This window comes from Shewanella sp. SACH, assembly GCF_001887095.2.
GTDB classification, from domain to species: Bacteria; Pseudomonadota; Gammaproteobacteria; order Enterobacterales; family Shewanellaceae; genus Shewanella; species Shewanella baltica.
Map to the genome: position 1 here is coordinate 893,619 of NZ_MPDG02000002.1, position 20,544 is coordinate 914,162.

16 protein-coding genes are annotated in these 20,544 nt (G+C 48.2%); 9 read left to right on the forward strand and 7 right to left on the reverse strand.

Going from position 1 to position 20,544, the window contains the following annotated elements:
* Positions 1-300: 300 nt before the first annotated feature.
* On the reverse strand, positions 301-1,806 hold the full coding sequence (locus tag BM607_RS11815; protein ID WP_071938328.1) for a carboxypeptidase M32: 1,506 nt from the start codon (positions 1,804-1,806) through the stop codon (positions 301-303).
* A 63-nt stretch (positions 1,807-1,869) separates the two neighbouring features.
* Between BM607_RS11815 and BM607_RS11820 the strand changes: the two genes are divergently transcribed.
* From BM607_RS11820 to BM607_RS11830, 3 genes are all read left to right on the forward strand, one after another.
* Positions 1,870-2,436, forward strand: coding sequence for a DsrE family protein (locus BM607_RS11820; RefSeq protein ID WP_071938327.1), 567 nt, complete (start codon positions 1,870-1,872; stop codon positions 2,434-2,436).
* Between the two features lie 106 nt (positions 2,437-2,542).
* Positions 2,543-3,178 carry a YqiJ family protein gene (locus tag BM607_RS11825; protein WP_071938326.1) on the forward strand — a complete coding sequence of 212 codons (636 nt, stop codon included), beginning with the start codon at positions 2,543-2,545 and terminating at the stop codon, positions 3,176-3,178.
* Between the two features lie 36 nt (positions 3,179-3,214).
* Positions 3,215-4,993, forward strand: coding sequence for a flotillin family protein (locus BM607_RS11830; RefSeq protein WP_006082587.1), 1,779 nt, complete (start codon positions 3,215-3,217; stop codon positions 4,991-4,993).
* 200 nt (positions 4,994-5,193) lie between these two features.
* On the opposite strand, the gene BM607_RS11835 is transcribed toward BM607_RS11830, so the two are convergent.
* Positions 5,194-7,563 (reverse strand): OmcA/MtrC family decaheme c-type cytochrome, encoded by a 2,370-nt coding sequence (locus tag BM607_RS11835; RefSeq protein WP_071938325.1) that lies wholly within the window; start codon positions 7,561-7,563, stop codon positions 5,194-5,196.
* A 355-nt stretch (positions 7,564-7,918) separates the two neighbouring features.
* Between BM607_RS11835 and BM607_RS11840 the strand changes: the two genes are divergently transcribed.
* From BM607_RS11840 to BM607_RS11850, 3 genes are all read left to right on the forward strand, one after another.
* Entirely contained in the window at positions 7,919-8,563 is a 645-nt protein-coding gene (locus BM607_RS11840; protein ID WP_006085762.1) for a 4Fe-4S dicluster domain-containing protein, read from the forward strand.
* A 16-nt stretch (positions 8,564-8,579) separates the two neighbouring features.
* Positions 8,580-10,703, forward strand: coding sequence for an aldehyde ferredoxin oxidoreductase (locus BM607_RS11845; RefSeq protein ID WP_071938324.1), 2,124 nt, complete (start codon positions 8,580-8,582; stop codon positions 10,701-10,703).
* An 81-nt stretch (positions 10,704-10,784) separates the two neighbouring features.
* Positions 10,785-11,306 carry a hypothetical protein gene (locus tag BM607_RS11850; RefSeq protein ID WP_071938762.1) on the forward strand — a complete coding sequence of 174 codons (522 nt, stop codon included), beginning with the start codon at positions 10,785-10,787 and terminating at the stop codon, positions 11,304-11,306.
* A gap of 202 nt (positions 11,307-11,508) precedes the next feature.
* On the opposite strand, the gene BM607_RS11855 is transcribed toward BM607_RS11850, so the two are convergent.
* The 3 genes from BM607_RS11855 to BM607_RS11865 all read right to left on the reverse strand — a co-directional run bounded on the left by BM607_RS11855 (position 11,509) and on the right by BM607_RS11865 (position 13,803).
* Positions 11,509-12,261 (reverse strand): transporter substrate-binding domain-containing protein, encoded by a 753-nt coding sequence (locus BM607_RS11855; protein ID WP_071938323.1) that lies wholly within the window; start codon positions 12,259-12,261, stop codon positions 11,509-11,511.
* 159 nt (positions 12,262-12,420) lie between these two features.
* Positions 12,421-13,056, reverse strand: a complete 636-nt coding sequence (locus BM607_RS11860) for a DUF2913 family protein (protein ID WP_071938322.1) — start codon at positions 13,054-13,056, stop codon at positions 12,421-12,423.
* A 99-nt stretch (positions 13,057-13,155) separates the two neighbouring features.
* Positions 13,156-13,803 carry a peroxiredoxin-like family protein gene (locus tag BM607_RS11865; protein WP_006085757.1) on the reverse strand — a complete coding sequence of 216 codons (648 nt, stop codon included), beginning with the start codon at positions 13,801-13,803 and terminating at the stop codon, positions 13,156-13,158.
* Positions 13,804-14,091: 288 nt separating this feature from the next.
* Here BM607_RS11865 and BM607_RS11870 point away from each other — a divergent pair, with 288 nt between their 5' ends.
* From BM607_RS11870 to BM607_RS11880, 3 genes are all read left to right on the forward strand, one after another.
* Entirely contained in the window at positions 14,092-14,307 is a 216-nt protein-coding gene (locus BM607_RS11870; protein ID WP_011847415.1) for a TIGR02450 family Trp-rich protein, read from the forward strand.
* Between the two features lie 468 nt (positions 14,308-14,775).
* Positions 14,776-15,678 carry a homocysteine S-methyltransferase family protein gene (locus BM607_RS11875; RefSeq protein WP_071938321.1) on the forward strand — a complete coding sequence of 301 codons (903 nt, stop codon included), beginning with the start codon at positions 14,776-14,778 and terminating at the stop codon, positions 15,676-15,678.
* A gap of 9 nt (positions 15,679-15,687) precedes the next feature.
* Positions 15,688-17,088 carry a basic amino acid/polyamine antiporter gene (locus BM607_RS11880; RefSeq protein WP_012089790.1) on the forward strand — a complete coding sequence of 467 codons (1,401 nt, stop codon included), beginning with the start codon at positions 15,688-15,690 and terminating at the stop codon, positions 17,086-17,088.
* A 143-nt stretch (positions 17,089-17,231) separates the two neighbouring features.
* Here BM607_RS11880 and BM607_RS11885 read toward each other — a convergent pair whose 3' ends face one another.
* Positions 17,232-18,533, reverse strand: a complete 1,302-nt coding sequence (locus BM607_RS11885; RefSeq protein WP_011847413.1) for a DEAD/DEAH box helicase — start codon at positions 18,531-18,533, stop codon at positions 17,232-17,234.
* A 406-nt stretch (positions 18,534-18,939) separates the two neighbouring features.
* On the reverse strand, positions 18,940-20,508 hold the full coding sequence (locus BM607_RS11890) for a methyl-accepting chemotaxis protein (protein WP_071938320.1): 1,569 nt from the start codon (positions 20,506-20,508) through the stop codon (positions 18,940-18,942).
* Positions 20,509-20,544: the final 36 nt, after the last annotated feature.

Here is a 20,544-nt window from a genome sequence, read left to right on the forward strand (position 1 = left end):
AACGCACTTTAGGCAAGGCCATTTATTGCTCCTGCATAAATGGCATTCACGCCATCCATGGCGATTGCGGTTATTTGCAGACCTAGCGGGCTAAGTTAAAAATAACCAACGCAGCATAAAGTGCGTTACCCCGTGGTTAACATCAGCCGCCGGGACGGAGCACCTAGGGCACTTCACTTCCGTGTTGCATCAATTCAAAAGGTGGCCGACATTCTGTCATTGATGCGCCTTGAATTGATGCACCCTAGGCGCTCTGAAACTCGACTCTTCAGGTAGCTTGGGTATAAGCGTTCGCAGCGGTTAAATGCTCAGATATCGTTGGCGCAGGTGACGCTCAAGATATTGACCATTTAAGGTTTCGCCCGTTGCTTGGCGGATCAGTTCATCGGTCGTGAGCAAGGATCCCTTTGACCAAATGTGCTCGCGCAGCCACTGGAATACCGAGTCCAACTTGCCTGCGTCGATTAGGGCTTCAATCGGCCCTAAGGCTTTTTCCATCGCAAAGCGACATTGGGCGGCATACATGGCGCCTAAGGTGTAACTTGGGAAATATCCTAGTTCACCGACAGCCCAATGGATGTCCTGCATGCAACCGTCGCGGTAATTGCCATCAGTATTGATCCCCAGTAATTGTTGCATCTGCGTCGACCAGAAATCAGGTAAATCATCGACGGTTAAGCTGCCGTCGACAAAGGCCTTTTCTGCCTCAAACCGCAGCAAAATGTGGCAAGGATAGGTGACTTCATCGGCGTCGACGCGAATAAGTCCGGGATTTACGCGGGTATAATGTTGCGCTAATTCTTGGGCACTGAAATGACAGTTAAGATGCTGCGCGATTTTAGGCTGCAACTGACGTAAAAATGCCGGATTTGCCCCAAGCTGCATTTCGCAAAATAGACTTTGGCTTTCGTGGACGCCCATAGAACGTGCAAGCCCAGCGGGTTGACCGCGCCACGCTTGAGGTAAACCTTGCTCGTATCTGGCATGGCCTGTTTCATGAACTATGCCCATGATTGCGCTACTGAAATCGGCCTCATTGTAGCGGGTCGTTATCCGCACATCGCTTGGTACGCCGCCACAAAATGGATGGCTACTCATATCCAGCCTGCCGTGATTAAAGTCAAACCCCAAAAACGCCATGACGTCACGTCCAAGGGCTTGCTGCGCGCTGATATCGAAGGGGCCATTGAGCACAAGCTTTGGTTCGTTTGCCTGCTTAGCCAGCACTTCTTGGATGAGTGTCGGTAGCCAATCTTTCAGGCCGCCAAATGTTTGTTCTAGCTTTGCCGTGGTCATTCCCGGTTCAAATTTATTGAGCAGGGCATCATAGGGCGTGATATTTTGCGCTTCGCCGCGGATCTGCGCTTCTTCCTTGGCAAGGTCGATGACCGCTTTTAGATTGGGCTTAAAGCCCTGCCAATCATTATTTTTACGCTGCTCGCGCCACGCATTCTCGCATTGATAAGCCATCTTGGTTTTGGCTTGTACTAGGTCGCCGGGCACTAAGTTGGCCTGTTGATACTGGTACAGTATTTCCCGCAGATTGGCTTCTTGCTCTGTTGAGAGTGATTCGTCCTCCGCGCCGTGTAAGTGCTCGGCTAAGGTGTCTGAGGTTTTGAGACCGTGGATATGCAGCGCCAGTTCTGCCATTGCATCGCCGCGATCTAGACCACCGCCCATCGGCATCATCGCCGCTTGATCCCAGTCACCCAAAGCGCTGAAATGTTCAAAGTGAGAAATTTTCTGGAAATGTGCCGTCAGTTTGTCGTAACTTGGCGTTGGTACTTTAGTCTTAGGTGTGCCCATGGGATTTCCCTTCTGGCGCATAAAACCTGCGCGAATAAATAACAATAACAGGATGATAATACAATGAAGTCAAAATCATATAGCACTAAAACGCTAAAGGCCGCGCTGTGCCTGACCCTCGCTGCTATCGCTTCGACGGCGCAGGCGGGGGCCGATAAATTTGTCGCAGGGCCTGCTATTCCTGAGTTTGGTCAGATTGCCAAAGTCGACAGCATGATGCCCATTCCTAAGGGCATGAAGTTTAAAGTGGCTTTTGATATGAGTAAGGCGGCCGATGTGGGCAAGACGAATCGTCAGCTCGAAAGTTTAGCGCGTTTTATCAATATGCATGTGGCGGCAGGCGTTAAAGAAACGGATATCGAACTGGCTATGGTGGTGCACGGTGGCGGCATCAGCGATTTAGCTGATGATGTTTTTTATGCCAAGCAGCATTCAGGTGCCGTAAACGCCAATCGCGCTTTGGTTAAGGCTCTGGTTGATCACGGCGTGAAGTTTTATATCTGCGGACAGAGCGCCACCTATTTTGATTTGACCAATGCCTCATTATTACCTGGTGTTGATATGGCATTATCGGCGATGACAGCCCACGCTATTTTGGCGCAGCAGGGTTACAGTGAAAATCCATTTTAGGGTAAATTTTTAGTTTGGAAATAAGGCTTGGCTTGCTATTCTGTGGCGCATAAGTCGATAATTACAGTGAAATAAATGGAATGCTGTATTGTTCAAGGAGATGACTATGTGGGCGTTTTTAGTTGAGCAGCCTAATTTACCTTACACCATAGCTTTTGCCTGTGTTCTGGCCCTCGGTGTGTTTGAAGCCTTCGCGTTAGTCATTGGCTTAAGCATGATGAGTGCGCTAGACCAATGGGTGCCTATCGATGCGGATTATGACGCAGATGTGAGCCCTGGCGGACTTACTGGCATTGCCGGTTGGCTGTGCCTCAATCGACTGCCGTTATTGATTTGGTTTGTGCTCGCGCTGACCAGTTTTGCGATAGCGGGTTATATCGTCAATTTTATCAGTTTCAATGTCGCTGGCCTTTTACTGCCGCAACTGTTCACCTTACCCATAGCCATAGTTGCGAGTGCCTTTTCTTGTCGTTATTTCGGTCGAGTGCTGGCTGATCATCTGCCGAAAAATGAATCGAGCGCAATTTCGCTTGATGATTTGAGCGGCTATGTCGCGACTATTACCTTAGGCTGCGCCATTAAAGGCATGCCCTCTGAAGCCGTTGTGCGTGATAAACACCAACAAAAACATTACGTCTTAGTCGAGCCTGAAACCTCGGGCATCGAGTTTGCCTCTGGCACTCAAGTAGTGCTACTTAAGCGTGAAGGCCGTGTCTGGTCTGCTACGCGTTTTGATAATTAATCGTCCCCAGCCATAAATCAATTGAAAGGAAATCAAATGGATGTGTTAACTGATATCGGTTCATCCGGTAGTTTTATTTTGCTCGTTGCCGGCATGGTGTTACTTGGCTTCATCGTGATCGGGTTAATTTTTGCCAAGTTATATAAACGTGCAACCAAAGAAATGGCCTTTGTGCGTACCGGCTTTGGCGGTGAGAAAATCATTAAAGATGGCGGCGCTATCGTACTGCCAGTGCTGCATGAAACCATTTCGGTCAACATGAATACCCTGCGTATCGAAGTGGAAAAAACTCAGAAAGATGCGTTGATCACTAAAGACAGAATGCGTGTCGATGTGAAGGCCGACTTCTACCTACGTGTTGCCCCAAATTCCGATGGTATTTCGATGGCGGCGCAAACCTTAGGTACGCGCACAAACCGCGTTGAAGAGCTTAAAAAGCTGATGGAGTCTAAGTTTGTTGACGTACTCCGCGCCGTTGCCGCTGAAATGACCATGACAGAAATGCATGAGCAGCGTGCCGATTTTGTGCAACGTGTGCAAAACAACGTGGCTAATGATCTGGAGAAAAACGGTCTCGAACTCGAGTCGGTTTCGTTAACCGGTTTTGACCAAACTGATCTGCAGTTCTTCAATGAAAACAACGCATTCGATGCCGAAGGTCGTGCGCGTCTGGCGAAAATCATTGAAGAGAAACGTAAAGAAACCAACGATATCCAACAGGATAACCGGATTAAGATCGAGCAACGTAACCTCGAAGCCGAAAAAGAATCCCTAGAGATTGAAAAGTCGGAAGAAGAAGCGCGCTTGATCCAGCAACAGTCTTTGGAATTTAAACGCGCCGATCAAAAAGCGGAAATCATTAAGCAGAAAGAAAACAAGGCCCGTGAAGAACGTGAAGCCGAAATTGCTAAAGAACGCGCTATCGAAACGGCTCAAATCGAAAAGACTAAAGATATCGAAACCCGCGAAATTGAAAAGTATAAGTCGATTGAGCAATCGCGCATTCAACAGCAAAGGGATATCGAAGTTTCTGAGCAGGAAAAACGCATTGCGGTTGCGGCGAAATCTGAAGAAGAATCTGCTGCCCGTGCCCGTGCTGCTGAAGCCGAAAAACTGAAAGTGGAGAAAGAAGAAGCGGTAATCACAGCGCGCCAAGTGGCCGAAGCGAATCGTCGCAAAGAGATTGAAGTGATTGACGCCCGTAAAGAAGCTGAGCGTGATGCGGTAGGTGTAACTGTACAAGCCGAAGCCGAGAAACGTGCCGCTGAAGACAGATCGAGTGCGATTTTGATTGAAGCGCGCGCTAGCGCCGATGCGAAAAAACTGCAGGCCGAAGCAGATGAGAAAGTCTATGCCGTTGAAGCTGCGGGTAAGCAAGCACTTTACGAAGCTGAAAACGTCTTGAGTGATGAGCAAATTGCCCTGCAAAAATCCCTCGCGATTTTAAAAGCGTTGCCTGAAATTGTGGCACAAGCCGTTAAACCGTTGGAAAACATCGAAGGCATTAAAATTCTTCAAGGCTATGGCGCTGGCAATCAATTTGCCGCGGGTGGCGAAGGCGCTCACCATCAAGGTGGTATTGCCGAGCAAGTCACCAGTGCCGCATTAAACTATCGCGCTAATGCGCCGGTTGTTGATGCCATGCTTAGAGAGCTGGGCTTAGTGAACGGTGATACTGGCACCTTGAATGATTTATTGAACGGCAATAATACGTTAACCGCCGAGGCGTTAAGTGGTGTGAAGTCGTCTCATGCTGAGCTTAAAGATTACAGCCAAACGCATGTGGTCGAGAGTCAAAGCGTGCCTAAGCTGTAAGGTCGACTTAGCGAACTCTATGAGGTTAGCTTGATGACTGAGCTTTATGAGATTAAATTCGCCAAGTAAGCTTTTGCGCTGAGTGAAGTCAGCACTGACTCAAGGCTTGGTAAATCAGCTTGATAAATAAGCCTGATTAAATAAAACCGCTCGCATTATTGCGAGCGGTTTTGTTTTTGGGGGAGATGAAATCTACCAGCCTATTGGTGCACCTTATCGACACCCGATGAGCGACCTTCGGCGTGACAGATGGCGCAGGATTCTTGCCCAGCTTGGTAAATACGTCCTCCGCTGGCATCGCTTTGATAAACCCCACCAAAGCCACGTGCGTGAACCACTAAGCTATCCGTTTGCGTATGGCAGGCGGCGCAGGTTGCCAAGGTTGGCGAATACTCGGCAATTTGACCATTGTTGACGGCATCGGGTGCGGCAACTAACAGGGATTGCTCAGCACTCAGTCCCGCGAGATCCAGTTGCCCAGCGCTATGGCAAACACTGCAGTTGTTTTTCGCATTCGGGTAGGTAAGTTCTGGGCGTGGGTTGTCAAAACCGACGACAGTACGGGTTCCTGCGTGCAGTGAATGCACTAACTCCCTGTAGCTCAAGGTATTGTTGATGGTGCGATAGGGCTTGATTTGGTCGGCACCGGGAGTATGTATTATGCCTGCATTGAGATACATGATTGCATCATTGCTGTGGCAGCTTTGACATTGTCCATCTGTTAGCGCGGTTGCGGTTTGCGGTGCATGGCAGGTGCCGCAGCTGCTAGTTGGCTCAAAAATCCCCCTCATTTGATGCGCCGACAGGACTCTGTCCTCTAAGCCTTGATCATGACATTGGCGACAGGCTTGTTCATCGACCTTAACCTTTTCCGTAACCGTTTGACCTTGCAGGGTTAGGGTGTTCAACGCGCTGAGGTTCACATTGTGATTGGCGATATTACAGTCAACGGCAAAGCCAGTGTTTTTATCGGCGCAGAGCACCAATTTACTGTAGAGCTTAGATTGGCTCAGATCGCCAAAGTCAGCAGTCGATAAGTTAGATATAGTGACCGTTAACTGATTCGGCGCCGTGATGTTTAAGGCAACATCGCTCGTGTTTGCCAATAAATCCCACACTTTACGCTGGCCATTATTGACTAGCATGTTGGCGTGATTGGTTTCACCCGCGGCAATTAACCAGAAAGATTTAATCATGGCTTGAGTAGCGGGAAGTTGGTCAAGTTGCTGCACTTGCAGTGTGACGACTAGAGTTTGCGCCTCAACACTGAGCTGCGAGCTCAGTAACTTAACTTGGTAATCGCTCGCCAGTTTAGCGGCTGTGTTCACTGCGGCATTGTGAAATAGCCCAACACCTTGGGGATTATTACTATCGGGATGACACCCGCTGCAGCTGAGTGCCCATGGCTTGGCAAAAATCTCCCTATTATGGAATAACCCCGCGACAGTGCCATTCCAGTCGGCGGGAATTTGCGTTTTATGGCAGTCAAGGCAGGCGGTTTTACTGGGGATATTGTAATTGCTGCTTTGCGCCGCTGCGTCAGCGATATGACATTGCTGGCACTGTGTCATGTCGCCGGGAAAGGTCACATTGGAGAAGTCATATAACTGTCCCTTGTGGCCGACGATTTGATATTTAGCTTGGTGGATTTGGTGCGTCAATGTCGCCATATCTAAGCTGTTACCGGTTTCAGGATCGCCAGAATAAGTCGTGTGACACACCACGCAGCCCTCAAAGGCAAAACGTTTACTGCCGTGCATCAAAAGACGGGTATCGGTATTGGCGAGATCGGCATTATGGCAACGAAAACAGGCTTGCTCAGGTGCGATAACTTTGCGGCCCATGTCCGCTGTGACGGTTTGTCCCGTGGCGGGAACAAAGTCGTATACGCTGTTGATCAACTGAGTGTCGATTGGGCTATTGGCTAACGGTTTGAGTTCTAGGTAAATCCTGTGGGTCAGCTCAGGCGTGTATTGGGTATCGAGCCCCGCAAATTGCGGATAAGCCGTTAGAGTTTTGCTAAAGGTATAACGGTAAAGACCCGCGCCTAGCGAGGTTAAACACGCCGCTTTACAGCTGCTTTCTATGCCCGCTTGAAATTGTGTTACGGCATTAGTTTGGGCATTGGTCGCGGGTTCCACTTGGTTGTTGATGTAGCTGGTCCATTGCAATGCGGCATCTGTCGTACTGGTGGTCTCACTCGTTGTGACAGCACTCTTATGCGCCGCAGCGTCAGCTGTGGCTTGAGGGATGTGATAGTGCGCCTGCGGCGGTGCAAGCTTGGCGATACCAAGGCCTAAGGTGTCGAGCTCCTTAAGGTTTTCTAGTCCAGTGACGGCAATGCCATTGGCGTTACTGAGAAAGAAATCGACCTGCACTTGAGTTTGCGCATCGATAGCGACTTTTTCGATTGTCGCTTTAAGAGTATCGGCCTGTTCTATGCTGATACTCACAATTCCAGGTGGGCCTTCTTTACCCTCTTCACCATCGGAACAGGCGGTCATCAGACAGACTGCAACAGCAATTGGCGTAAAGATTTTCCATTGAGAACGGGTATTCGTGTTCATCATTTTCCATTCCTTTTTAATTAGATTCTGTCGGGACTCTAATCGGAATGTATGCGTTTTAGATATTAACTGAGTTATGCGTTGAGTGGCAGTTAATTAACCGCTTTTAAACCTTTTTGATTAATTATATTGAGGTAGTTTGAATTAAATCATTATTTTAATTTTCGATATATTTAATTGTTAATTCTTAAAAGCGTTAGTCAGACACAAGTCGTGTAACTTGATCTAATACTGCCCCAATTTGGGTAAGTGTGACGCAGACGTAAAATAATAATAGATATTACTCTAGCATAAATTGTCGGGAATCAAAGTGTATGCATATTTTAATTATATTGCTTTGACTAATAAAGGATCGAATATGATTACCAGAAGAGGAATACTTAAAAGCAGTATGGGCGTTGCTGTCGGTACTGTATATCACGGGACACTGATTAGCTTTCTTACCGGTTGTGGCAGCGACAATGACAGTCAGGAAGTCGTAGAAGTCATGGCCGGTGGTTTAATGGTGGTCAACCCTGTCGTGTGTGTGAGTTGTCGACGCTGCGAGATTGCCTGCAGCTGGAACCACGAGGGTGACAGTAGTCCAACGCTGGCGCGCGTAAAAGTCGAACATAACATGAACTTCGGCCCGCATGGCATGCAATTCAACTATCACATACAGCATGGCGAATGCGGTGATGGCACCATAATTCCTGCCACTTGCCGCCAATGTGAAGTTTGTACACAAGTGTGCCCGCAACAGGCTATTTCAACTAACCCGCTAACCGGCGCCAAAGTGGTTGATGAAGAACTCTGTGTTGGATGTGGTTATTGTGCGGATAAATGTCCGCAGCAAGTGATTAAAGTCGTCCGCAGTAAAATGAAAGCCGTGAAATGCGATTTATGCAATGGCCAGCCTGCTTGTGCTCAAGTTTGTCCTACTGGGGCAATTAAATTTTATCCTTGGGATGAAGCCGAAGCTGCATTAGAACAATATGAAAAATATACCGGCTTAGTTTCTTGAATCGAGGTGAAATATGATGAGTAATATAATTGGTGGTTGGGCAGGAAAAGTCCTTAGAGTTAATTTAACGACAAATACGATTTCGTATGATCCCATAGAAAAATATTATGACTATATTGGTGGTATGGGTATTGGCTATAAAATATTGTGGGATGGTCATAAGGACAATATAAAGGCAATCGATCCTGAGAATATTATTGTCTTCTCTGCGGGGCCATTAACGGGTTCAGGCGTGATTTGTACTGGACGAACAACGATTACTTCCCGTAGTCCCGTAATTGAAAAACACCTTATTGCCGACGGTCACTTTGGTGGCCATTTTTCACCTGCAATGAAATTTGCCGGCTTCGATGCGATTGCAATTGAAGGCAAAGCGGCGAGCCCTGTGTGGCTAAAAATTGTCGATGACAAGGTCACCTTAGAACCCGCCGATGCACTATGGGGCAAAGGCATATTCGATACCCACGCCATGATAGCGCAAATGATGGGTCCCAATGCACAAGTGGCGGCCATTGGCCAAGCGGGCGAAAACCAAGTGCCGCTGTCTGTCATCATGACTCAGGGCGGACACTCTGCGGGTGGTCATGGCTCAGTTATGGGCTCAAAAAATTGTAAAGGGATCGGCATTATCGGTACCGGCGCCGTCAAAATTGCCGCCAATAATGAAAAGATGCGCGCTTTAGATGACCATATTTTAGGGATTATCGGCGCCAATAATAATGGTGTGGTGCCTTCGACGCCGCAATCTTGGGCCGAGTACTCAGCCCCTATTAGTCGCTGGAAATCACGACCTGGCCTTAAGTGGGGCGCCGCTGATCAAGAAATCGATTTAGGCGAAGTGCCTTGGAATGAGCGTAATCGCATTGGGTTTCGCACTTCGATGGCCGAAAGCTACATAGGCGTCGAATATGCCAACAAGTGGATGAAGCGCACTGGCGGTTGCCATTCATGCCCAATACGTTGTTTCTGCGAGCTTAAAGTCCCTGAACTGAAGAGTAAATATGGTCGTAAGACCGAGCATATTGCCAACGTCTGTATGGGATTCCTCGTGCCTCAGTATTTGATGGGCACTACAAACGGCTCTGAAGCACATGCAATGGCGGGAGCCTTGGGGGCACAGATCCTCGATGACTACGGCATTTGGTGTAACTATGGTTTGATTTCTCATATCTTTAAGTTTTTAAAAACACACGATATGTTCAAAGATTTACTGCCAGAAGAGGAATACAAGAGCATTCCTTGGGCGCTTTGGGATAATCAAGATCCTGCTTTCTTAATCGATTTCTATCGCCGCATTGCCTACAAAGAAGGCGAAATTTCCCATATGGCGGATGGCTTATATGACTTAATCGCGCGTTGGGGTTTAGATGGCACAAACCCCGCATTAGGGTATTGGGACATACATAAAGAGAGTAAAACCAAGGTCTTTAACCGAAAAACCAACGCCGCCGTGCACCATGCGAGTGAAACTGCAGGTCAGGTGGGCACCTTAATCAACGTCGTCTTTAACCGCGATGCCCAGTGCCATTCCCACATCAACATAGTTAATAGTGGGTTACCCCACGATATGACAGTCGCTATCGCCGAGAAAAAATGGGGCGAGGGCGCCTTTGATAAGGTGCAGTGGTATACCCCTATTAATGCCGCTAAGGTTCGTTTCGCTAAGTGGTCTTTGGTGAAAAACGTGCTGCATGACTCGCTGACACTGTGTAATTGGATGTTCCCGCTATTGGCATCGCCCGATAAGAACCGTAATTATGAAGGCGATAGCACCATAGAATCGCAAATGTTCAGCCTAGTCACAGGGATTGAAACCAGTGAGACTGAGTTAGATTTCAAGGCGGAAAGGGTCTTGCATCTTCACCGCGCCTTAACCATGTTGCAGATGAATGAGGGCAATATGCGTGAAGAGCATGATGTGCTCAGTGACTGGGTTTACGATATGGACCCAGACAAAAACTTTGGCGAAGAGGGCACCATCAAGATGGACCGCGCCGACATGCAAACCTCGCTGGACATGTTCTACGAAGCCTTTGGTTGGGACATTCAAACGGGAGCGCCAACGCGGGCCACGCTCGACAAGTTTAGCCTGGGCTTTGTCGCCGACAAATTAGCGGCGCGAGGTTTACTACCCGCTTGAACACTCTAGTTGGGCACTATGATTGGCGTTATGACTGGACATTATGAGTGAACACTATGATTGGACATTATGAGTGAACAAATGATTGAACTCGTCGGTTATATCCGAGTATTTAGCCAACATGGACGTTTAGTCACGGCGGAGCAAATTGCCGCCGTGGCTGGGTTGGACTGGGATAATAAGCAAACGGTTGCGTGTTATATTCAGCTGATCCTCAATGAGGCTTATGCGGATGTGCAGATGCGTTTGTCGGATAAGCGGCATTTTTTCTATTCCGACAAAAGTATCGTTGAGCGCTATGCCGAGCAATGGTTAGCACTGGAGCGCGGTGATGCATTTGAGGCCATCATAGCTCAAATTCGCCGCAATAGTTGCCGCCATACTGAGGTGTATCAGGAGAGTGTGCTGACCTTTGCTCCTTATCTTTATGATGAGCCCCAATTAGCCAATGTGCGTGAGCAATTGCCGCAGCAGCTTGGGGCTGAGGATATCCATTATGCCGTGGATAAACAGGGCAAAGGTTACTATTACTCGACTCAAGGATTGAGCCACAGCTATGCCGCTGTCCTCGCCAATTACGATCCCTGTGAATGGTCAAACTGACATTAAGCTGATTCTATTGATCAACACTGATAAGTGTTGATAAACCTTGGATCTGTATCGATAAGCGCCTGCGGGCGCTTTTTTATTGATGACGGGAAATGGGGACTGATGGCATGCCGATGATGTTACAACGAAAGAAAACGATTGAGCTAAGCCCAAGCTGTAACTGTGAGCTTAATAACGCCAATGCTTGAACATAGGATCAGCTTGCCAGTGTTTGGGTGTATTTTTTGACTATCGCATCAATCTTACCGTTGGCTTTTAGGGTCGCAATCGCTTGATTGATGGCAGGCAGCAAATCGGCATGTTCCTTACGTAACCTAAACACTAAGTCTCCATCGGAATGCACCGCCGCAAGGGCGACAGGGATCCGCAACTGAGTCGACCAATACAAGGCTGGATAATTACCGGAAATAATCGCATCGACTCTGTGTTTATCTAAGGCTTTGACTAACTCTTGCTCAGAGGTAAAGTCGGCACGGATAAAGTCCTTATCGTCGTGGTATAAATAACCGCGCACTGTCCCGATTTGTTTACCTTTTATCTGGTCGATATCCTTATATTTACTGACATTTTCAGGCAGGGTGACCACATATTCGGTGATTTGCATTATGGGAGCGGATTTAACAAACAGCGGCCCCAAATCCTGCTTTTCAAACCAACTCGGGCTGACGATATCAAAGTCGAGTTGACCAGTTTCCAGAGCGTTATTAGTGCGCTTTGGCGGCAAGGTGAGGATTTCACCGTCGATTTTAGCTAAGGATAGAATCATCGGGATAAGCTCAGTGATCATCCCCGGCGCCTCGGCTTGATCACCGATAAAATACGGATACCAAGAATAGGAGCCAGTGATATTGTATTTGAGCTGCTCCGCATAGGCGTGTGGTTGAGTAAAGCAAAGGGCAAACAAGGCAAATCGAACTAAGTGTTTATACTGCAAACATCGCTTAACCATATTGCTTTTATCCTTATTATCTCTGCTTTAGCCAAGGCCTATCCGATGGCCATTCTACCTAAACTGTGTGAATAAATTGTTTATTGGGTCACAATCAGTCACATCAGCCATAGTTAAACAGTTTTCAGCTTTACGCCATTACACTTTACGCTATGACACCTAAGCCAATAGCTGACACAGGGCGGGCTGCTGATTATGCGGGAAAATTTGGTAGGTTTTATGGTGCTTAACCAAGCTGGTTTTCTTATTGCCTTGGCTGAGTAATAACCCATGGGATAGGGCGATACGCGTTAGGGTCTGTTCATCGGCGCGGACATATAAGTTGATTGGTTTGACTAACTGATTATCTTTAATATGTTGATTAAATTCTTTTGCATCAATGACTAAGCTAGATTGACCATCACCATCGAGTTTGAGCTTGGCGCTGATTTCAGTGTCAGTAAAGACTAACCATTCGGCTTGCTTTAAGGTTGCTATCATGGCATTTAATGCCGTACCTAACGCTTGCTCTGATGTCTCAACTGTTTGATATTGATGCACTATCCTTTCTAGCAAATGCTTGAGTTCGGCGCCCGCACCTTGGCTGCGAGCCAAACGTATCCAAGCCGTCAGATCGTCGGCTACCAGTTTAGAAAAGCGTTTTTCCTTTAAGGACTCGACCATCCAATTACACAAAAAATGACTTTCCTGCGCAGAAGTGCGCTGGGCTTTCTTGGTCTGTGCTGAAGCGGTTAAATCGGCAAGACCCGCAAGGGCGAGTTCGAGCACAGCTTGGTTATAGGTTTGAGAATTCATTATGACTCCGCCGCGGGCTGAAGTGATGTTATCTATTTGAACTTGGACGATATTGATTGCGGCGGAGCTAGTTTAGCAAAGCGGTCGATAAACCGATATTTATTCTTGCGATCCCACCAAACTTGCGGCGGTTAAGATCAGCTTAGGTGCGGGTCTGACCTTGTAGTTAGGATTCACATATTGGAAATGAATCAAACCTTTATCATCGCTAATATAAATGGCGGGCACAGGTAAGACTAAACGTTTGGCTCCCTCGGGAGTCGTCCACATTGGATTATCGACATGAAGACGCGAAGTATAGATTTCAGTGACCTTTTCGCTTGTGTAAAAAGCTAAGCCAAAGGCTTGCGCTGCCAGCATTTTTTCATCGGAAAGCAGCAGATACTTAAGCTCATTTTTTGCCGCCGAAGCCTTAAGTTGCGCAGGTGTATCGGGTGAAATACCCACTAACTGAAAGCCCATTTTTAATAATTCAGGCTCAATCGCTTTTAGTTGCCCCATTTGATTGTTACAAAATGGGCACCAGCCGCCGCGGTAAAAGAAAAAGATGGTCGGTTTTTGCTGGGTTAATTCGGCTAAATCGACGGTTTTACCCTTGATATCTTGCAAGTTTACCTTAGGAATTTGCTGACCATTGAGTAGCGGGCTGATGGAAAACTCATCTCTGGCAATGGGCTGCGCCAGAGTCGTAAAGCTAGTGAGCAATAAAGTGCCAGCGAGGCAAAGTGTTTTTAGTATGGTCGACATGGGCGTTCCTAACGTTATCTTTCAATGGCTGCGTTTCTAAGCACCGACAGTTATCTTTTGTCTGCTCTAGTAATGAGATCTGCTTGCGTGATCTGCTTATGTAATTTGTTGCTTAAGTCATATTCTTTTGCGACATCTTCGCTTAAGTGTTTTTTGTGTAAGTGCCATTGCGCGGTCTTGCTGTATTGTTCGTATTGGCCAAGGCGCTCTCAAGCGAGTCTCTAGAGGAACGGGGATTAGCGGAAGTTATTACATAACCCAGCAAATTAGCTGTCATGCGGAGTTTTGATGAATAAAATTAACCCTAAGAAATTACTCAACAGTAAGTGGACCGCCGTTAAGCCGACCAATAAAGAAAAACATTTTTTAGTCACTGAGATTGAGTTTGATGAGGAAGGCGTAGTGATCTCGTGCTCAATTGAGGCTGTGATGTCAAAGCGAGTTATACCTATAAACTGGCATGATTTAAAAGATGAAATCCTTTGGTTGCAGGGCTGGAAATAGTTAAACGAATTGGGTAAATACCAATCTCATATTATCCAAAGACATGGAGGGCACTCATCTTGTTCTCCAGTTTTTTAACCATCATCTTCTAGGTTCTCTAGTTCATTTCGCAGCAATATCATTTATCAATGCCCTCATCATGCCCTCCATCAATGTCTTCCATCAACGATCCCATCAATACCTCGTCTCTTGCCGTCAACTGGGCATGTTTTCGTAGCGCAGCGGCATCCATTTATTCAAGTTTGAGATTAATCCGTGTTTTTTACTGATATCGATTGCGGCTAAATCGAGATTCCGTTATTTTGTTGTAGCCATCTAAACGTCTAGATGGTTTTGCAGTTATTAAGGTACTCACTGAAGCTATGCATTGTCGTCATCGAACGCAGTAAGGTGCTAGGTAGCAGGATTCTCATTAACTATGAGTGCCTTAGTAAAACGAAGTCGCATAAAAAGATTGAGGTAAGCAAGATGGATAAGCAGCAACTGTGGGTTTTGGATGGTGGCATGGGGCGTGAGTTGGCAAGACGGGGCGCACCCTTTCGACAGCCTGAGTGGTCGGCGTTGGCCCTGATAGAAGCGCCACAAACCGTGACTGAGGTACATCAAGCCTACGTAGCCAGTGGGGCCAAAGTCATCACCACCAACAGTTATGCACTCGTGCCATTTCATATCGGTGATGAGCGTTTTGCCGCCGAGGGTGAAGCGCTGGCTGCATTGGCGGGCAAATTGGCACGGGATGTCGCGGATGAACACGCAAATGCGGTTCGCGTCGCGGGCTCATTGCCACCCTTGTTTGGCTCTTACCGTGCCGATTTATTTGATGCCGCGAGGGTGAGTGAGTTGGCGCTCCCACTCATTCGAGCGCTGTCGCCCAGTGTCGATCTCTGGTTAGCCGAAACCATGAGTTTGATTGCCGAGCCTTTAGCCATCAAGGCCTTGCTGCCAGAAGATGGCAAACCATTTTGGGTTTCTTTTACCTTAGAGGACGAGACGTTAGGTAGCGAACCGACACTTCGCTCCGGTGAGCGGGTGGCAGATGCTATCGACACGTTAGTAGCAGTCGGTGTGGATGCGATTCTGTTCAACTGTTGTCAGCCTGAGGTGATTGAGGCGGCATTACAGGTGGCCAGCGATAGATTGAGTGCTCTGGGGCGTGCCGATATTCGACTCGGTGCCTATGCCAATGCGTTTCCTCCTCAGCCGAAAGAGGCGACCGCTAACGATGGTCTGGATGAGATCCGTGCCGATCTTGGGCCGCTCGATTATCTCGGTTGGGCTGAGCGTTGGCGCGCGGCAGGGGCTTCGCTTATCGGTGGTTGCTGCGGCATTGGTCCCGAACACATTCAGGCTCTTTCTACTCGTTTGCGCTAAGGATTTTGTATGAAAGAGAACAGGATAGGTCTCTGGTCACTCACAGCCCTAGTGTTCAGCTCTATGGTAGGTGCGGGGATTTTTAGCCTGCCGCAAAACATGGCCGAAGTGGCGGGTGTTCGAGCAGTGCTGATTGGCTGGGGGATCACAGGTGTGGGCATCTTGGCATTGGCTGCGAGTTTCCTCTATCTGTCGCGCTTGAAGCCTGAGCTTGATGGCGGCATTTATACCTACGCCAGAGCCGGTTTTGGTGAGCTGGTGGGCTTTTTTTCTGCTTGGGGCTATTGGCTTTGCGCCACCATCGGCGTGGTGGGATATTTAGTGATTGCGTTTGCCGCCCTTGGCAGCTTTGTCGATACGCCGCAGCAAGTTTGGTTTGGCGAGGGCAATACGCTGGCCGCTTTTATCGGTGAGTCGTGCATTTTGTGGGCGGTGCATTGGTTGGTCTCCCGCGGCGTACAGCAGGCCGCCATGTTCAATCTGGTGGCGACATTAGCCAAGAGTTTGCCGTTATTGCTGTTTGTACTGTTTGCCTGCTATTACTTCGACCCTGTGACTTTTGCTCAGGACCAAGCGGCCAGCACTTTAGCTGTGCCAGTGTCTGAACAAGTGCGTAACACTATGCTGATCACGCTTTGGGTATTTACCGGTATCGAAGGTGCGGCTGTGTTATCGGCGCGTGCTAAAAATAAGTGGGATGTGGGCACGGCGACTGTCCTTGGCGTCGTGCTGGCGCTACTACTTTATGTGCTTATCTCTGTGTTAGCGCTGGGGATTTTAGCTCGTCCTGAACTTGCTGCACTGCCTAATCCCTCTATGGCGGGACTGATGGGACACATGAGCGGCTCTTGGGGTAAGGCGCTGATCAGTGTCGGGCTTATTGTTTCTGTGCTGGCTTCTTACGTGAGTTGGACCCTGTTCTCGGCAGAGGTGCCTTTCAGCGCAGCCCGCCACGGTGCTTTCCCTGCCATCTTTTTGCGGCAGAATCGCAATGGCACGCCGATCGCTTCCCTCTGGTTATCTAGCTTAACAGTGCAGTTTTGTTTGATACTGGTTTGGCTGCTGGGTAAGGGGTATACCAATCTGCTACTCATTTCTACGTCGATGATTTTAGTGCCTTATCTATTGATTGGACTGTTCCTGCTGAAGCTTTCTTTGGGTGGGCAGGGCAATGGACTGATGAGAATCGTGGCGCTGGTGGCGAGCGGTTATGGACTCTGGTTACTCTATGCCGCAGGTGTCGAGTATCTGTTGCTGTCCTTGCTACTTTACTGCCCCGGGTTACTGCTGTTTCTTTACAGTCGCCGCCAACTTGTCGATGGTAAAAAGCTTAACGGACGTGAGCGATTGCTCGCAGGGGCGACGTTGCTGAGTTTGTTCCCCGCGTTATGGTCTTTTTGTTATCAATAAAGGATTGCTGTTGGTTAAAGCGGGCTGTGCTTTATCGAATTGGGCATAAAAAAAATCGGCCACAACAATTGTTGTGGCCGATTTCACTAAAACACGTGGGATGGGGTTAAACGCTATGCGTTTTACACCGCCCGATTTAGCGATTACTTAAGTTTTTTCGCTTTGCTCGGTGCTTGACCCACCTTCATTTTTACGCGGCGGCCTTGCATGTTTTTCTCAGCAGTAACTTGAGCGCCAACGTTGTCGGTTCTTTGTTGCTTCTTGGCAAAGCTACGGCGGGTTTGCAATTGCTTTAATAGCAATTCGCGGCTGCCTACTTCATAACCTGGTACAGTGACGCGGCGAATTTGTTGACCGATCAGTTTTTCGATATCGGCTAAGGTACGTTCTTCTTCGCGGCTCACAAATGAAATGGCTACGCCAGTTTTACCCGCACGGCCTGTACGACCGATACGGTGGACATAGTCTTCGGCGAGGAAAGGTAAGTCATAGTTGACTACGTATTCAAGGCTTGGGATATCCAGACCACGGGCGGCAACTTCGGTGGCAACCAGTACGCGTACATCACCTGCAACAAACTCACGCAGGGCGCGGCGACGACTGCCTTGGCCTTTATCACCGTGGACCACTTCAGATGGGATCCCATCTAAATTCAATTCTTTGACTAGCGTATCGGCGGCATCACGGGTCGCGGTAAATACCAATACCTGTTGCCAGTTTTTCTTGCCAATTAGCTCAGACAGCAGTTCGCGTTTACGGCGTTGTTCAACCGGATAAACCACTTGGCTAACCGTATCGGCCGTAGTGTTTTGCTTATCAACGCTGATCACTTGCGGTTTAACCATCATGTCGTTGGCGAGTTTTTTCACCGCACTTGAGAAAGTGGCCGAGAACAACAGGTTTTGACGTTTCTTATTTACCGCTTGCAGGATCTTTTGGATATCGGCGCTAAAGCCCATGTCTAACATACGGTCGGCTTCGTCTAGGACTAAAAAGTCGACGTTCGACAGGCTTAAGTTACAGGCGGTAAGGTGCTCAAGTAAGCGACCTGGGGTGGCAACAATCACATCGGCGCCGCGTTTCAGCTTTTGCGCTTGTGTTTCTATCTTTACGCCGCCATAAATGGTTAACACGCTGAAGTTTAAGTACTTGCAGTAAGCCGTAACGTTGTCAGCGACTTGAGCCGCAAGCTCACGGGTCGGCGTAAGAATTAATACGCGGGCATTCGACTTTAACGTTTCGCTTGGATTTTCAACCATCTTTTGCAGGATCGGCAGCGCGAAAGCGGCGGTTTTACCCGTACCGGTTTGGGCACTGGCTAAGACATCTTGGCCGCGGCGGATAGCAGGTATCGCTTGCTGCTGAATAGGCGTCATTTGTTGATAACCGCAATCTGAGATAGCGCGCAAAATCTCGGGGGAAAAACTAAAAGATTCAAATCTCATTTTGGATTCCTATCGTTCACTTATTCAAACATTCAAGCACCGCGAGCCTCTATTATTTACTCGACTAAGGAGAGAGGCGTGCCGACTGGCTCATTCTTCCACACAGATTTTATAAGAAAAATGGCGGGCGCGGAGTATAGCAAAAATTTCGGTTAAAACCTGAACTTTTTAGTGTTTTGGCATTTTATCTGCATCATTTTATCACCAAGAGATAAAAGCCTTCGCGACGGCTCAGGCGGGATAGGGCCAATTCTGCAAGCACTGGGTTGGATCAGTACTGGATTGAGTATGCTCTTAGCTGAGTATGATTTAAGGTTGAGTGACGGCTGGCGCAAAGAATGGGCTAAAAGAACGCGATAGAAAAATGCCGCAGTTTTGGCTGCGACATTTTATATCTTGCTTATGACTAACCGAAAGTGCGTCTCAAGCCGAGGGCTTTCTCGGCATTATGCTTAAGCAGATGGGCGGCATCACCAATCAGATGGGTTGCGGCCAAGTTCTCTGCGCTTGAATGGGTGATGGAGTGTATGTTGCTGGCAATCTCGTTGACCACTTGACGCTGTTGATCCGCTGCGACCGCATTTTGCTGGGCAAAGGTGTGGATATCACTCACTTCTTGGTAAATGGTATTCACATTGTCGGCGGACAGTTGGATGTCGCTAGCGCAGCGCTCCGCGTGTTGGCGGCTTTGTTCCATTTCTTTGGCCCATGCGTTGAGCATAGTGAACATCTTATCGACACTCTTTGAAATACTGTTGGTCGACAGTTGGGTTCGGCTCGACAGCGCGCGCACTTCATCGGCGACCACGGCAAACCCACGGCCTTGTTCACCCGCACGGGCAGCTTCAATGGCCGCATTGAGGGCGAGAAGGTTGGTTTGCTCGGCGATGGAGTCAATTTCGCCCATCGCATTAGCAACTTGCTCGGCTTCTTTATTTAATTGGTGGGCATTGTTAGCTGCATCGGCAACAGACTTGGCCAGTTGTTCCACTTTTTGAGTATTGGCCTTCATATTGGCGCTGCTTTTAAGGCATAGATCGTAGGCGGTATTGATGCTGGTGGACGTGAGATGGGTATTCTGCGCCACTTCTGTAATGGTTGAACTCATTTCTTCCATCGCGCCAGAGAGCTGTTCTAACTGACTTTTCTCTTGATCTAGGCTGACATAGGTTTGCTCGGTCGCGACCACCAATTGATCGGCAATTGCGTGCAATTGATTGGCTTGATCTTGTGTGCGTCCCAGTACGCCATTCATTTTGGCCTGCAGCATGATGAGCTGGAAGTCGAGGATAGAAGACGTATCGGCACCCGAGTAGATGTAACGACTGATAGAGTCGTATTTGGTTTGCATTTCAATCAGTTTAGCGGGAATGCGAAAGGCCTCATCGTAGAAAATAGCCAAGTTTAAACTCATCAAAACCGCCCCAGCGATAATCACGCCCCAGCCCCAAAAGTAGCCTGCGATCAGCAGGCCGGTCGAGGCGACAACCGCCGAGAGGATACGTTTCTGCATTAAGCTTAAGGGCTTAGAAATGGATTTATCCAGTTTAAGTCTTTGGTATATCTCATTTGCTTTGCTGACGTAGGCGGCCTGAGGCTGAATACGCACCGATTGATAACCGATAATGGTGCCGTTTTCAAACAATGGCGAGACAAAGGCATCGACCCAATAGAAGCCACCATTTTTGCAGCGGTTTTTCACTATGCCGCGCCAAGATTGGCCCGACTTAAGCTTTTCCCACATTTCTTTAAAGGCGGCGCTCGGCATATCGGGATGACGAACCATATTGTGGGCACTGCCGACTAACTCTTGGGCGCTATAGCCTGAGACTTCGGCAAAACGGGCATTAACGTAAGTGATAACACCGCGAGTGTCGGTGGTGGAAATGAGTTCGTCCTGTGGTGTTAAGCGAATTTCTTGATCTGATCTCTGTGTATTCAGTGTTCTGTTGGCAGACGCGTTACTCTGGCTCATTTTGTGTGTCCATTCAGGGCCGATATGGTTCATTGG